The organism is Acinetobacter sp. 1207_04 (assembly GCF_052850415.1).
This window is the reverse complement of sequence record NZ_VXCQ01000002.1, coordinates 48,586-63,345: the sequence shown is the minus strand read 5'-3', so window position 1 is coordinate 63,345 and position 14,760 is coordinate 48,586. Positions and strand designations below refer to the sequence as shown.

General features: G+C 35.9%; 13 protein-coding genes. 5 read left to right on the top strand and 8 right to left on the bottom strand.

Features of this window, described 5'->3' with window-relative positions; translation table 11 throughout:
- Positions 1-23: 23 nt before the first annotated feature.
- Positions 24-1,244: an Obg family GTPase CgtA gene (gene cgtA / locus FW754_RS02210; protein WP_409511915.1), complete on the bottom strand. Its 1,221-nt coding sequence runs from the start codon at positions 1,242-1,244 to the stop codon at positions 24-26.
- Positions 1,245-1,533: 289 nt separating this feature from the next.
- On the opposite strand from cgtA, the gene prfH reads away from it, so the two are divergent.
- Entirely contained in the window at positions 1,534-2,136 is a 603-nt protein-coding gene (gene prfH / locus FW754_RS02205) for a peptide chain release factor H (protein WP_446323726.1), read from the top strand.
- Between the two features lie 155 nt (positions 2,137-2,291).
- Here prfH and FW754_RS02200 read toward each other — a convergent pair whose 3' ends face one another.
- Positions 2,292-2,663, bottom strand: a complete 372-nt coding sequence (locus tag FW754_RS02200; protein WP_409511913.1) for a winged helix-turn-helix transcriptional regulator — start codon at positions 2,661-2,663, stop codon at positions 2,292-2,294.
- A gap of 120 nt (positions 2,664-2,783) precedes the next feature.
- Between FW754_RS02200 and FW754_RS02195 the strand changes: the two genes are divergently transcribed.
- A complete protein-coding gene (locus FW754_RS02195; RefSeq protein WP_446323725.1) occupies positions 2,784-3,644 on the top strand; it encodes an SDR family oxidoreductase in 861 nt (286 codons plus the stop codon).
- Positions 3,645-3,759: 115 nt separating this feature from the next.
- Here the strand turns inward: FW754_RS02195 and FW754_RS02190 are convergent, their stop codons facing one another.
- The 5 genes from FW754_RS02190 to uvrB form a co-directional block, all read right to left on the bottom strand.
- Positions 3,760-5,217 carry a glyceraldehyde-3-phosphate dehydrogenase gene (locus FW754_RS02190; RefSeq protein WP_409511911.1) on the bottom strand — a complete coding sequence of 486 codons (1,458 nt, stop codon included), beginning with the start codon at positions 5,215-5,217 and terminating at the stop codon, positions 3,760-3,762.
- Between the two features lie 376 nt (positions 5,218-5,593).
- Positions 5,594-7,327: a hypothetical protein gene (locus FW754_RS02185; RefSeq protein ID WP_446323724.1), complete on the bottom strand. Its 1,734-nt coding sequence runs from the start codon at positions 7,325-7,327 to the stop codon at positions 5,594-5,596.
- A 146-nt stretch (positions 7,328-7,473) separates the two neighbouring features.
- Positions 7,474-8,403, bottom strand: coding sequence for an EamA family transporter RarD (gene rarD / locus FW754_RS02180; RefSeq protein WP_446323723.1), 930 nt, complete (start codon positions 8,401-8,403; stop codon positions 7,474-7,476).
- Between the two features lie 98 nt (positions 8,404-8,501).
- A complete protein-coding gene (locus FW754_RS02175) occupies positions 8,502-9,035 on the bottom strand; it encodes a lipocalin family protein (protein ID WP_409511939.1) in 534 nt (177 codons plus the stop codon).
- Between the two features lie 152 nt (positions 9,036-9,187).
- Positions 9,188-11,209, bottom strand: a complete 2,022-nt coding sequence (uvrB, locus tag FW754_RS02170) for an excinuclease ABC subunit UvrB (protein WP_446323722.1) — start codon at positions 11,207-11,209, stop codon at positions 9,188-9,190.
- Between the two features lie 169 nt (positions 11,210-11,378).
- On the opposite strand from uvrB, the gene FW754_RS02165 reads away from it, so the two are divergent.
- The 3 genes from FW754_RS02165 (at position 11,379) to FW754_RS02155 (ending at position 14,244) form a co-directional block, all read left to right on the top strand.
- Positions 11,379-12,158 carry an A1S_2505 family phage non-structural protein gene (locus tag FW754_RS02165; RefSeq protein WP_419345920.1) on the top strand — a complete coding sequence of 260 codons (780 nt, stop codon included), beginning with the start codon at positions 11,379-11,381 and terminating at the stop codon, positions 12,156-12,158.
- A gap of 226 nt (positions 12,159-12,384) precedes the next feature.
- The gene (locus FW754_RS02160) at positions 12,385-12,579 is read left to right on the top strand and encodes a hypothetical protein (protein ID WP_409511906.1); all 195 of its coding nucleotides are present in this window, start codon (positions 12,385-12,387) and stop codon (positions 12,577-12,579) included.
- Positions 12,580-12,801: 222 nt separating this feature from the next.
- A complete protein-coding gene (locus FW754_RS02155; RefSeq protein ID WP_409511905.1) occupies positions 12,802-14,244 on the top strand; it encodes a sensor domain-containing diguanylate cyclase in 1,443 nt (480 codons plus the stop codon).
- 300 nt (positions 14,245-14,544) lie between these two features.
- On the opposite strand, the gene FW754_RS02150 is transcribed toward FW754_RS02155, so the two are convergent.
- Positions 14,545-14,727, bottom strand: coding sequence for a hypothetical protein (locus tag FW754_RS02150; protein ID WP_409511904.1), 183 nt, complete (start codon positions 14,725-14,727; stop codon positions 14,545-14,547).
- Positions 14,728-14,760: the final 33 nt, after the last annotated feature.

Below are 14,760 nucleotides of genomic sequence, written 5' to 3'. Positions count from 1 at the left end.
CTTTAAGAGTATTGACCTGAAAATTAACGTACGTAAAACACTTCCATATCGCCGTCATCACCATCATCGTCTTCATCTTCGTCATCTTCACCTAAAATACCTTCTAGGCGTTGTTGACGGCGCATCAAACGATATGCTTCTTTCGCTGCAAGTGTTTGTTCACGTGTTTCAGCTTCAAGCTGATCACGGAATGCTTTCACTTTTGCTGCATATTCAGGATCTTCAGCTTCTAACTCATGTTGTTCTTCAATCTGATCCATCAAGTAATACACAACATCTTTTGTTCCTTCAAAGGTTAAGCCTGAAGTTTTAAAAACAGGTCCTTCCCATTTGAGTTCATCCAAAATGTGCTGACACCATTCGTCACGTGTATCATCTGCGAGTTGATCGACTTTATTCAAAACTAAAACAATCGGCAACTGTGCCAAAGTTGGAGAGAATTTTTCCAATTCTGCCATAATTGCTTTTGCGTTATATGCTGGATCAGAGCCATCAATTGGCTGAACATCGACAATATGCAAAAGAATACGTGTACGCGCCAAATGTTTTAAGAAGCGAATACCTAAGCCTGCACCATCCGATGCACCCTCGATAAGCCCTGGAATATCTGCCATCACAAATGAACGATGACTATCAGCATCGACCACACCTAAGTTTGGCACCATCGTCGTAAATGGATAATCTGCAACTTTCGGTTTTGCTGCCGATACCGCACGAATAAATGTTGATTTACCCGCATTTGGCATACCTAATAGACCAACATCTGCAAGTACTTTCAATTCAAGACGAATTTCACGGAATTCGCCTTTGATACCATGTGTACATTTACGTGGTGAACGGTTAGTTGATGATTTGAAATGGGTATTGCCCAAACCACCATCACCACCTGCTGCAACCATTACACTCTGACCACTTTCCACCAAATCGCCGATAATATCGCCCGATTCTGTATCTACAATTGTTGTCCCCACTGGAACAAGTAACACTGTGTTGTCACCACCACGACCAGCACAGTTTGCACCGCGACCATTTTTAGCACGTTCTGCGCGGAATTTACGGGTATAACGAAAATCGACTAGGGTGCTCGTGTTCTCATCTGCTTGAACATAAACGCTACCACCACGGCCACCATCGCCACCATCAGGTCCACCGAATGGTACAAATTTTTCACGGCGAAAACTAGCTACGCCATTGCCACCGTCGCCAGCCTCTACGGTAATGACTGCTTCATCAACAAAGCGCATGTTGCCAATCCTCTAAAATCTTTAAAACCGCATATTCTGCCATATTTTGAAAAATTTCTCGATAAGTATTATTCAACACAACATGAATTTCGCTTAACTTTTTGAATAAATACCTAAGATCGCCCTTCAATTTGTTAAATTAGATATAATTTGATTATTTTCCAAACTACAATTAAACTCATGGGCAAATAAAGTAGCAAATTTTAAAATCGAATTTTTTGATTTTTTCTCATATACTTTTTGAATTTTTCAAAAGCAATATATTCGTTTATTTAGGAAATATATTCTATTGTCTATTGTCCAAATTAGTGCTGCGCTCGGACCTGCAGAATGTGAACTCGCTGTAAAGCTCACCCTACAAGAAATATTAAAAGACGCTAAAAAACATCAAATATCCTTCGATATTTTAGAAGAAAACAGTACTAAATATGGATATTCTTCTGTTCTTTTTAAACTTGAAGGCACATCTCCCGAAAAATCTACGCTTTGGCTCAATACTTGGCTTGGTACGATTCAATGGACATTTCAAAGTAAAATTCGACCTAATCATAAACGTAAAAATTGGTTCGTTGGCATAACTGAATTTGTGCAACCTAAAGAACTTCCTCAAGATGATGCTATTGTTTTTCAGGCTTGTCGAGCATCAGGTGCTGGTGGTCAACATGTCAATACGACAGATTCTGCTATACATGCAATTCATGTTGCAACAGGTATCAGCGTAAAAGTCATGTCTGAGCGTAGCCAACATGCCAATAAAAAAATAGCTAAAGAACTCTTGGCCATGAAAATACAACAACAATTAGATGCGCAACATGAATCACAAAAAAATAAGCAGCATCAACAACATGCACTTATAGAAAGAGGCAGTGCAATTCGTCAATTTAAGTATTAGCTATATTCACATTAAAATATAACGGTAGATGATCACCGAGTGGTAAGCACTTATCATATCTACCTATATGAAAATTAACAATTTTGAATAATTAAAAACAAATATTTAATCTTAAAATAACAATATCGCTTCAATTAAATTTTTCTGTAGCTTTCTCATTTCAATGCATTTTTATTTTCTAAAATTTCAGGCAGACTTCTTTCAACCCAAGTTATTAAATAATTTAATTTTTCCGCAGCTTGTGCACCTAAAATTGTCAATTGGTACTCAACTTTTGGCGGAACAACAGGATAAACAGTTCTCAAAATAAAACCATCTTTTTCTAAAAACTTAAGTGTTTGTGCAAGCATTTTCTCACTAATACCTTCAATACGTTGCCTTAGCTCACTAAAGCGATGCACCCCATCACTTAAGCAACGCAAAACTAACACCGACCATTTATGGGTCAAATGCTCTAAAATTTCACGAGAAGGACATTCTGTCGATAAAACTTGACCCAACACTGTACTTGAAGCATATGTACTCATCAAATATCTCCTAAAGGTAATAAACTTACTTTTCGGTACGTACTTACAATTTGTAAGTTATCAGATTAATATTTCTTCATCAAGTTTATTTTATGCACACAAAGTACAGAGGTCGAAATAATGAAAATTGCAATTACAGGTGCAACAGGACAGCTAGGTGAACTCATCATTCAAGCTTTGTTAACTCATATACCTGCCGACAATATTGTCGCTTTGGTACGCAATAAAACCAAAGCTCTTAAGCTTAAACAACAAAATATTGAATTACGCCATTTTGATTATGATTCACCTGAAACTTTAGCTCCTGCACTTATAGGAATTGATAAATTATTACTGATTTCTGCCAATGAAATTGGTCGACGTACAGCACAGCATCAAGCAGTGATTGAAGCCGTGAAAAATGCAAAAGTACCTTATATTGCCTACACAAGTTTACTTCGAGCGAATACTTCACCTTTAGGCTTAGCACAAGAACATCGTGAAACTGAAGCCCTCATTCAAGCAAGTGGTTTGACCTATACATTTTTGCGTAATAATTGGTATAGCGAAAACTATATTGCAGGTGTAGTTCAAAATGCAGCATCAGGGCAATTATTCAGTGCTGCGAAAGATGGAAAAATTAGCTCTGCATCTCGTACTGATTATGCTGAAGCTGCTGCAATTGTTTTAGCATCCACAAATCATGACAATAAAACCTATGAACTTGCAGGTTCCGAAAATTTCACTAAACTTGATTTAGCTAAATTTATTGAAAAGGCTTCAGGAAAAAAAGTATCACGTATTGAACTGAGTGCTTCAGATTTAACTCATGGACTTCAACAGGCAGGCTTACCTGAAACACTTATTTCAGTCATTGTTGATGCTGACATACAGACAGTTGAAGGTGCAATGTATAGTGAAAGTAAAGACCTTGAACAATTAATTGGTCGCAAAACTATATCGATACAATCCCAAATAGAGGCATTATTTACAGCCGATTAAAACCATAATTTGCATTAATTTTAAATCTTTATTTTTGTATTTAATGATGTCGTAAATCTAAAATTTATAATAAAAAAGAGCTTCAATAGAAGCTCTTTTTTATACATCTTACAAATTATGCATTGGTTTCAGCAGGAACTTTAGGATAGCTTACGCCGCCCATTTGTTCAGCAATACGCAATACTTGACAGCTATAACCTACTTCATTGTCATACCAAACATACGCAGTTAAACGGTTACCCGTAGCTATTGTTGCTTGAGCATCAAATACGCCTGCTGTACGTGAACCAATAAAGTCAGAAGATACAACTTCAGTTGAATTTGTATAACCAATTTGACCTTGAAGGCTAGAGCTAATTGAGATTTGGCGAATATATTCATTCACTTCTTCACGATCAACTTCTTTATCTAACGTTAAGTTCAAAATCGCCAAAGAAACGTTCGGTGTAGGTACACGTACAGAGTTACCTGTCAATTTACCTTGAAGCGCTGGAAGTGCTTTCGCAACTGCTTTTGCTGCACCTGTTTCTGTAATCACCATGTTCAATGTTGCCGCACGGCCACGACGATCCGCTTTATGATAGTTATCAATCAAGTTTTGGTCATTTGTAAATGAGTGTACAGTTTCAACGTGACCATTTAACACTGTATATTTATCATGTAAAACTTTTAGTGTTGGTGTGATCGCATTTGTTGTACAGCTTGCAGCAGAGATGATTTTATCTTCATCAAGAATGTCAGTTTGGTTCACACCAAATACAACGTTCTTCATATCACCTTTACCAGGTGCAGTTAAAATCACACGAGCAGCACCAGGGCAAGCCAAATGCTGAGCAAGACCTTCGGCATCACGCCATTTACCTGTATTATCAATTACAAGTGCATTTTCAAGACCATAAGCTGTGTAATCTACTTCAGCAGGACTAGATGCATAAATCACTTTAATGAAGTTACCATTGGCAATGATTGCTTCATTTGCTTCATCAACAGAAATTGTGCCTGCAAAAGGACCATGAATTGAATCACGGCGTAACAATGAAGCACGTTTCTCTAAATCACCATCAGATGATTTACGTACAACAATTGCTTTCAAGTTTAAACCACGACCAAGACCCGACTGACCAATGATTAAACGTGCAAGAATACGACCAATACGACCAAAACCATATAGAACAACATCTTTAGGTTCAACTTGTGCAGGACGACCCTCTAAAGATTGAACAGCTTGAGCAATAAATGCATCTATGTCGCCGCCTTTTTCTTTAAATTCAACAGCAAGTTTACCTAAATCAACTTCAGCAGAACCAATTGTTTCTAATTTTGCTAAAGCTTCCAAAATAGGAAAAGTATGGATAACAGAAAGCTCAACATCCATCATACGTGTACGACGGTGTGCTTTAAGAATTTGAATTACTGAACGGTTTACTAAAGAACGACCGTAAACAGAAGTCACAATATTTTTTTCACGGTACAATTGACCGATTAATGCGATCATACGCTCCGCGATTTCTTCACGGTTTTTCCAACGACCTTGATGCTCAGTATGTAGGGCGATGATAGTGTCTTTGCTCACAGATGCGTCCTCTATTTATGTAGATCTAAACTTAATTTCAAAACCCCACAATTGTACTAGAATTCAACTAAAGTTGATATCTAAACGGTTCATCTTTTTTATTCACCAATAAAATATTTGCCATTCAATTAAAGCTTAATATATGATTTAAAATATTATTAAAAAAATAGCCCAAATTTTCCGTCATATAAAAACAATCGTTGTTTTAACAGAAAATGAGCAATCATCATTTTTAAAAAACTCTCAAAACGAACACTTTACTTTTGTTAGTAAAAACCATAGGTTATTGTAAATTGTTATGACAGTATAAAAATCTTTCTTATCACAAAAACAACTCGAATATTAAGTTTTCAAGTAATGCTTTCACAAAAATCATTTACTTTGTTACCGAAGAAAATCTAACGTCATAACGCATAATTGATGCATTAAATGCTTCAAAATCAAAATCACCCAAGTTTTCAGGTATTTTCATCAACACAGGTAAACGAGTAAGTCCATTATCCCCATTTGGAAAAGCATAATGACGTTCAAACTCATTCATTGAAGTTAAGCTTTCAAACTCAATAAATACGCTATATCTAAGTAAACTTTTTGGTACAGCAATAATATCAAGATAGGCTTGTTTTTTCATACGCATAGCTGCTGCTTCAGCCTGAATTAAATCTTTTTCAACTTTTTCACCTTTAATAATACGTTTTAAAAACGAACCCTTGGTCATGGTTTGTTCTTCTAATAAATGTCCCATATAGGTTTTTAAATCACAGAAATCCTGCATATGAAATTCAAGTAAATCTTGGATTTTACGCACAGGTTGCTGTGAGCGCTCATTCATTTTTGCCCATTCGGTACCATACATGGGAATAAAAATTTCATCTTTACGTTTTTCAAGTAATTTCAAATATGCCATAATTCGATATTCAAGCAACTGAATATCGGTGTTAAAAAACAAAGATGGCTGTTCTTTAAAATCACGATAATGTCCCAAAATTTCAGACAAAATCCGATGTACACTCATAAATAAATATTCAAACTCTTCAATATGCGATAAATCACTTTTCACAGCATTCCGAAGAGGTAAAAATATATAACTCATGATCATATTTTCAATATTTTTCAGGTAATCATTCACGATTCCTTCGCTATTTTTAGTATTCAAACCCAATGGCTCCATTAAGTATGGAACCAATTTTTTATCTACAAAATGTTCAAAATCAGCGACAATTTCAAGCACGTCTTTATGTACTTGATGCTGAATGGTAATCATCTTTTGTAAATAATTTGATACTTCTTCTGCATAAGTTCCCTCTTTAATTCGGCTCAGTTCAACAACTACACTATTTAAGTAAATCTGCTGATGCCACTCATACTCCATTTGCTCTTCAATGAGAAAACGGCGTATCGAATACGGATTATGGCCAAAATGCTGAATTGGTGCGATTAAAAAAATAAATTCTGATGTTTGCACAATATCAAATTTACGAAAATCTTGTTCTTTTAAAAGGAAATATTTAAAAAATGGATGTTGCATCATTTGAGAATATTTTGGCAACAAAGGTTTAAACCAATAGCCTAACAATTGTTGTTTAATATAGACCTCAATAATAAAACACTTAATTTGTTCAGCCGTTAACTGACGAATACCTTTGGGTGGAACAAGTTTCAACTTACGAATAATATTGGCAACATCTTGTAAAAAAACACGGCGAATCAATAATTTTTCGCGTTGTAAAGTAAGGTCATCATTTACAGGAATCAAATCAATTTGTTGTAATGCATTTTCTAAATAATCGGCAATCTGCAAACTGTCTGTAGTTTTTTTCAACCATTCAGTCGAGTTCGTAAGTTTTGCAGCAATTGAACGCATACGTTCATTTGAAAAACTGTGTTTTAAAATATGCAATGAGTTACTGATCTTATACTCAAAACTATTTGTAACACGATTCCACTGAATTTCTTTAGGTTTTAAAATTTGACGATCAATTTCTTCTCGAACATCAATTTCTTCATGTTCTAAAATTTCAGACACGATTTCTTTCCAATTCAAATCAGTGCTTGGCTCTAATTGCAATAATGTTGCTCGGATTTGATAAGGAATCATGACTGTGTTCATTTTAGCACCATCTTATTGCTTCTAATTTAGCAAACACTATTTCATTTTATTGTGACCAATTTAACATTTTTATAAATTATCATTCAACAATTATCTTTTAAGGAAGTATAAATCAACCATTTAATGCCATAAATGGCTGTTTTTTGTCACTCAATTCGCTCATTATACTTTTCAACATTCCTTTTTAAATTCTGAGTTTTACGTTGCTGTATATACATATGACGAATACCTTCGATCACAAGTACAATCACTGCCATCCAAATTGGGATATATGTCAGCCATTCATCAGGCCCAATACTTTCCCCTAAAACCAACGATGCACCTGCAAGTAATACTGGTTCTAAGTAACTCAGCAAGCCAAATAAAACCATAGGTAAATAACGACTTGCGAGAATATAGCTACCCAAACCAATAGCACTGAGTAAGCCTAACCCTGCAATGACCAATAATAAAATTGGAGCCCCTATTACTTGTGTTATGGACTCACCACTTGCTTGAATAAAGTAAATTGCCACAGGAATGCAAAGCAATATATCCCACCAAAAGCCGCCCAAGTTATCGGTCTGGATTTTTTTACGAATCATGAAATACAAACAATATCCTACGGCAACTGAAACCGTTTCCCACGCAATACTACCTAGACGCCAAAATTCATGCCCAACACCAAAAATAGCAAGCGCCACTGCTATTTTTTGTAAAATGGATAATTTTTCTTTATAGACAAAACGTCCCGTCAAAACCAATGCTAAAGGTAAAAGGAAATAGCCCAAAGAGACCTGTAATCCACGACCATTCATCGGCCCCCACAAAAACAACCACAATTGGAAACAGGTGAGAAAAGAGGTAAGTAAGAAAACAAAAATGAGAACCGGATTTTTTAGTAATCGCTGCCCAATAGATCTTACATGTGCAAAATCACCACTAAACAACATAAACAAAGTCAAAAATGGTAAAGTCGAAACAATACGCCAACCAAAGGTTTGCTGACCATCAAAATCACCCAATAAACGGGTGTAAAAATATAAAATACCAAATGTGATTGAAGCCAATACAGATAATGCGATTCCTTTATACATTTCTGCACACCATCACAAAAAAAAGAATGGTTATTTCCACATTAATTAAGTTAAAAGTCAACCTTTCACAATACAACGTTATTACAACATCAATACCGCTATGGATGACTCTGCTTTGTATAAATTACATCATCAAGTTGATAGCCCAAAGAACTCGCATATTTTAAATATTCACCGATTAAATGCGGATTCGGTTTTGGATCTCTAGACAACACCCATAAATATTTGCGATGTGGTTCACCAACCAAAGCCATTTGATAGCTTTTGTCTATTTTTAAAATCCAATAATCCCCTCGCCCTACAGGTAACCATCGAATAGCTTCAGGAATAAAACTCACTCTAAGTTTACTGTTATAAGGCTGATTAATGACAAAAGCCTCACCTATAGAGCGTTTTTCTTGGGCTTCACCATCTTCACAACGATTGTCGACCACGATATTACCATTTTCATTTAAGGTATAACGTGCGGTGACATTTCCTACACAATCTCTTTGAAAATAGAGCGGTTTTCTTGCAACTTCATACCAAAGCCCTAAATATTTATCAAGTTCAACATGTGAAACTACAGGTAGTTTTTTGTCCTCTGCATATGTCACATGACTAAATAAGAACAACAGACCAAATAGAGAAATGACAAATCCCCATCGGCTCTGTTGATTTTGGTCATTCACTTTTCTTATCAACATTCGTTACCAAGACCGAAAAATTGGCTTTATTTCAATTTAAGATAACGATATTCACATCGAATAAGTGTAGATAAATGTATCTATTCAAATAATCTTGATTATTGAATCAACATTGCCTTCATGCGTAAAATTTCATCACGTAAACGTGCTGCTTGTTCAAACTGAAGTTCTTTCGATGCTTTGAGCATTTCTTTTTCAAGTTTGCTCATGTGTTTTGCCAACAGTTTTGGATCAGACAACAAATGCTGCTCATCTGCTGTCACACTTCGATTTTTTTGCAGCGCAGACTCATCAAGTTGCTCATCTTCAAACACCTCACCTGTATCAATCGACTTGGTCATTTGACGTACTGTACTACGTGGTGTAATACCATGCTCAGCATTAAATTCCATTTGTTTTTGTCGACGACGTTCTGTTTCATCAATGGCTTTTTGCATAGAGTCAGTAATACGATCAGCATATAGAATTGCTTTACCTTTCACATTACGTGCTGCTCGACCAATGGTCTGAATCAGTGAGCGTTCTGAGCGTAAAAATCCTTCTTTATCGGCATCTAAAATAGCCACAAGCGATACTTCAGGCATATCTAAGCCTTCACGTAAAAGGTTAATCCCCACAAGTACATCATAAATACCTGTACGTAAATCATGAATAATTTTTACACGTTCAACGGTATCAATATCGGAATGTAAATAGGCAACTTTCACGCCATATTCTTTTAAATATGAGGTTAAATCTTCCGCCATACGCTTAGTCAATGTGGTGACAAGGACACGTTCATCTAATTCTTTACGAATATTGATTTCGGATAGAACATCGTCAACTTGGGTTAAAACAGGACGTACTTCTAAAATCGGATCGAGCAAACCTGTTGGACGTACCACCTGCTCTGCGACTTGTTCTGACTTTTCCAATTCGTATTTGGCAGGTGTTGCGCTGACATAGACGGTGGTTGGAATAATGCGTTCCCATTCTTCAAACTGCATGGGACGATTGTCGAGCGCACTTGGCAAACGGAAGCCATAATTTACGAGGTTCTCTTTACGTGAACGGTCACCTTTATACATTGCTCCAATTTGCGGAACAGTCACATGCGATTCATCAATAATTAGCAACGCATCATCAGGTAAATAGTCAAATAATGTCGGTGGTGCTTCTCCCGCAGGACGTCCTGATAAATGGCGGGAATAGTTTTCAATACCATTGGTATAACCCAACTGTTGCATCATTTCTAAATCATAACGTGTGCGTTGTTCAATACGTTGTGCTTCAAGCAATTTATCATGTGCTTTAAAAAAGCCTAGACGCTCTTTAAGCTCCTCACGAATCGTACCAATCGCACGTTCTAAATTATCTTTAGGTGTTACATAGTGGCTTTTTGGATAAATCGTCACGCGTGGTGCTTTGCGAACCATCTTCCCTGTCAATGGATCGAACCATCGAATGGAATCCACTTCATCATCAAACAACTCAATACGAATGGCATGTTGATCCGATTCCGCAGGAAAAATATCAATAATTTCCCCACGAATTCGATATGTACCGCGTAAAAACTCAAGTTCATTACGGGTATATTGCATTTCAACCAAACGACGAATAATGTCATCACGACTAATACGATCGCCCTGTACAATATGCAACAGCATATTCATATAGGCATTCGGGTCGCCTAAACCATAAATTGCTGAAACCGATGCGACAATAATAGCATCACGGCGTTCAAGTAAAGTCCGAGTCGCTGATAGACGCATCTGATCAATATGGTCATTAATCGCTGAATCTTTTTCGATGAACGTATCGGAAGATGGCACATAGGCTTCGGGTTGATAGTAATCATAATAACTAACGAAGTATTCAACCGCATTATTCGGGAAAAATGCTTTAAATTCGCCATAAAGCTGTGCAGCAAGGGTTTTATTATGTGCCATAACAATGGTTGGGCGTTGTAATTGTGAAATCACATTCGCCATAGTGTAGGTTTTACCCGACCCTGTCACCCCAAGCAAAAGTTGATCATGAAAACCTTTATTGACGCCGTCAACAAGTTTTGCAATCGCCTGTGGCTGATCACCCGCAGGTTCATAATTGGTCACAAGTTCAAATGGCTGATGGTCATTCACAATTAATTCCCCGATGGCATAAAAATATAGAGCGCATTTTAGTGAATCCATAAAATACAGCTTAATCACATTATTGGGGTCTATGATCAATAATCAAGTATTTTCCACTTGACCCTGCCCGATTTCAACTGCAACATGAAAGCTAGATCAATCTACTATGTGAGCTGCCATGACATATCACTATCATGATGAAACCATTATAAAAAATTTACCTGATGATACCATTTTTGTTTTTGGTAGTAACATGGCTGGAACACATCAAGGTGGTGCAGCAAAAACAGCACTTTTACATTTTGGTGCAACTAAAGGTGTAGGACGAGGTTGGGCGGGGCAAAGCTTTGCCATTCCAACGATGAATGAACATTTACAGCAAATGCCACTCTCTCAAATTCAGCACTATATTGAAGATTTTAAAATCTACACCAAAAATCATCCAAAAATGAAATATTTCATTACTGCCGTAGGCTGTGGTGTTGCAGGCTATAAAGTTGAAGAAATTGCACCCATGTTCAAAGGTATTTCACGCAATGTCATTTTTCCTGTATCTTTTCGACCATTTGTTGAAAAAACCCTGCCCAAACTAACACAAAAATTAGTTCGTACTTTTATTCAAGACAGTGTAATTTTTAGTGATAATCCAAGTGAAACCATTCAAACATTAAATCTAACAGAGGCTGAAAAAAGTTTAGCGACCATTGTCATCAACACCCCGATGTATCCTGAAGATAGTAATGGACGTGATCGTACTTTTGAAATTAGTGATATTTTACAAGCACTCAATGGCAAAATTTTTGAATTCCAAAGTAATTCTGAAGGTCCAATGATTTTTGGTGGTGTCATCCTTGCACTGATGGAACTTTACCAATTCAATGAGCGTGATTTCATAGAACTTTGGAATGGTGAAAAAACCATTGCTCCCCCTAAACCTGAGCATCATGCAAAGAGATAAATTATAGTATGTTTTGTATACACCATAATGACTAAATAAAATCATTTAGCTGCTAGATACATGTATTAGATTTCAGATGCACAAAATATTTTTTTAATACACAACTTTTCATTATGAACGTTATAGGCATATGGCAAAGTTAGATTTATCTATCTTTGCTCTTTCCCCTATTCGCTTGTAGTTACAAGACTTTAGTAGCGTAAGACGATTTTTTGATGAGTGGACTGTGCAAGGAGTTACCGATATTAAGCAATATCTGCTGGAAGATCCGAATCGTTTTCGCCCTCGTCTTGCGACTATTGAAACTGTACATATCAATCAAAGTACACCCGATGAATCACTAAAACGTGCCAATCAAAAAATGTATAAAAAGAAAACTAAATATTATCAGGAAAAATTAAATCAGGCGAAATTCAATTAATATATTGAAGGGCTTTAAAATCCAACCTAATAAACATATTAAAACCGAGTAGCACCACAACAAACGATTAAAGGTAAAAAATAAAGAATTACTAACCAAAAACAAACAATAAATTCATATTTTGCAAACCACATCACCTATTTAAAATTTAACTATTTTTTAATCACAATATTAATGTTATATTTTTAATAATTAAAACCAATAATATGCTTGGATAGCGCAATGGAAATATTTGAATCATCAATTTTTGATTTATCGCCTATACCAATGTGGCTAGAAGACTACAGTGAAGTAAAACAACAGTTTGACATTTGGAAACAGCAAGGTGTTAATAATTTAGCTGGATTTCTTAAAGAAGATCAAAGCCGTGTTACGTTATGTTCGCGAAAAATTAAAATTTTACAAGTTAATCGTAAAACATTAGAGCTATTTGAAGCGCAAAATTTAAATCATATTTGCGATAATATACATACCATTTTCAAACAAGAAATGTTTGAGTCACATATTTATGAGTTAGTTGCATTATGGAATGGTGAAAAAGAGTTTTCGAGTACTACCATCAATTATACATTGAGTGGAAAACGTCTTGATATTAAATTGCGTGGTGTTATTTTACCAGGAGCTGAGCAAAATTTATCTCGTATTTTACTCACTACTGAAGATATTACCGATTATAAAAATGCTTCACGGATGGAAGAAAAAAATCGTATTTTAGCCGAATCACGATTTAATTATTCACCTTGCTCACTTTGGGTCGAAGATTTTAGTCGCGTTAAAATCCGTATGGATCAACTGCGCCAGATTGGCATTGAGGATTTTCGAACTTTCCTTGATGTGCATACCGATTTTATTCAACAATGCATAGAAGATATTATTTTAATCGATGTTAACCAAGCCACACTCGATTTATTTAAAGCACCAGATAAAGAAACTTTATTTAAAAATTTACACAAAATACTCACTAAAGAGATGCACCAAACTTTCCGTGAACAACTGATTGAACTATGGAATGGTAATATTCATCATCAACGTGAAGCAGTGAACTATGCTTTAGATGGATCGATCCGCAATGTACTTTTACAATTTACGGTTTTTCCGGGTTATGAACATGATTGGGGCTTAGTCCAACTCGCCTTGACTGATATTACTGCACGTAAAAAAGCTGAAAGTTACCTCGAATATTTAGGCAAACACGATGTGCTCACCAAATTATTTAACCGTTCATTTCATACCGATGAAATTAATCGCCTGCAACGCAGCTTACTGCGCCCTGTTTCTGCAATTTTTATTGACATGAATGGTTTAAAATCAACAAACGATAATCTTGGGCATGACGTTGGCGATGATATGTTACGCCGTATGGGCAATATACTCTCACGCAGTATTCAGCACACGACTTACACTGCTTCACGTATAGGTGGAGATGAATTTGTCATACTGATGTCAGGTGCAGAAGAAAAGACGACCGATGCGATTGTGATGTCAATTGAAGAATTATTAAACATTGATAATCAATACTACTCAAGCCATCAAATTAGTATTTCTTTGGGTCAAGCAACAACTCTTCTACATGAAAGCATAGAATGTATGCTTAAGCGTGCAGATACTCATATGTATGAAAATAAAAAGAAATATTATGATTATATAGCGCTGAAAGAAGCTTAGAATTGCATGATCACTGTAAATACAATCTTAGATGTTGCTTTACTATTCCAATTGGTCTTATTAGAAATCCGCTTTGGTAAACTGTTCCATATCATTCATAAGTTGGGAGATCAAATTACCACTAAAGATGCTACTAAAAGGCAGTGGATATAAAGTTGAATCGTTTCAATTTGGCAATGATGACTGCTTTTATCTTAAAAATTTAGACTATCAACAACATTATATTTAAATTTATAAATTTTTCAGATAAAAAAACAGGCGCACATGCACCTGTTTTTTATTACAACTCAAACCATAAACTTAACGTTTACCCATAGAGCGACGTGTACCACGAGGTGGCATCCAAGTGCGATCTGCATAAGGTTGTGGTTTCGGACGCATATCTTCAACCTCTTCATCTGCAGCTTTCGCATCATTCGCCTGTTTTACAGGAAAGGGTAATTTTACAATGGCTTTTTTCTTGGGAGTACTTGGGGAGCTCATATGATTCACTCAATTCAATCTGCGTATATTGTA

Coding starts and splice junctions, on each gene's coding strand:
- FW754_RS02165 (WP_419345920.1), top strand. CDS start 11,379: ATGACATATCACTATCATGATGAAACCATTATAAAAAATTTACCTGAT.
- FW754_RS02155 (WP_409511905.1), top strand. CDS start 12,802: ATGGAAATATTTGAATCATCAATTTTTGATTTATCGCCTATACCAATG.
- FW754_RS02185 (WP_446323724.1), bottom strand. CDS start 7,327: ATGAACACAGTCATGATTCCTTATCAAATCCGAGCAACATTATTGCAA.
- FW754_RS02200 (WP_409511913.1), bottom strand. CDS start 2,663: ATGAGTACATATGCTTCAAGTACAGTGTTGGGTCAAGTTTTATCGACA.
- cgtA (WP_409511915.1), bottom strand. CDS start 1,244: ATGCGCTTTGTTGATGAAGCAGTCATTACCGTAGAGGCTGGCGACGGT.
- rarD (WP_446323723.1), bottom strand. CDS start 8,403: ATGTATAAAGGAATCGCATTATCTGTATTGGCTTCAATCACATTTGGT.
- FW754_RS02195 (WP_446323725.1), top strand. CDS start 2,784: ATGAAAATTGCAATTACAGGTGCAACAGGACAGCTAGGTGAACTCATC.
- FW754_RS02150 (WP_409511904.1), bottom strand. CDS start 14,727: ATGAGCTCCCCAAGTACTCCCAAGAAAAAAGCCATTGTAAAATTACCC.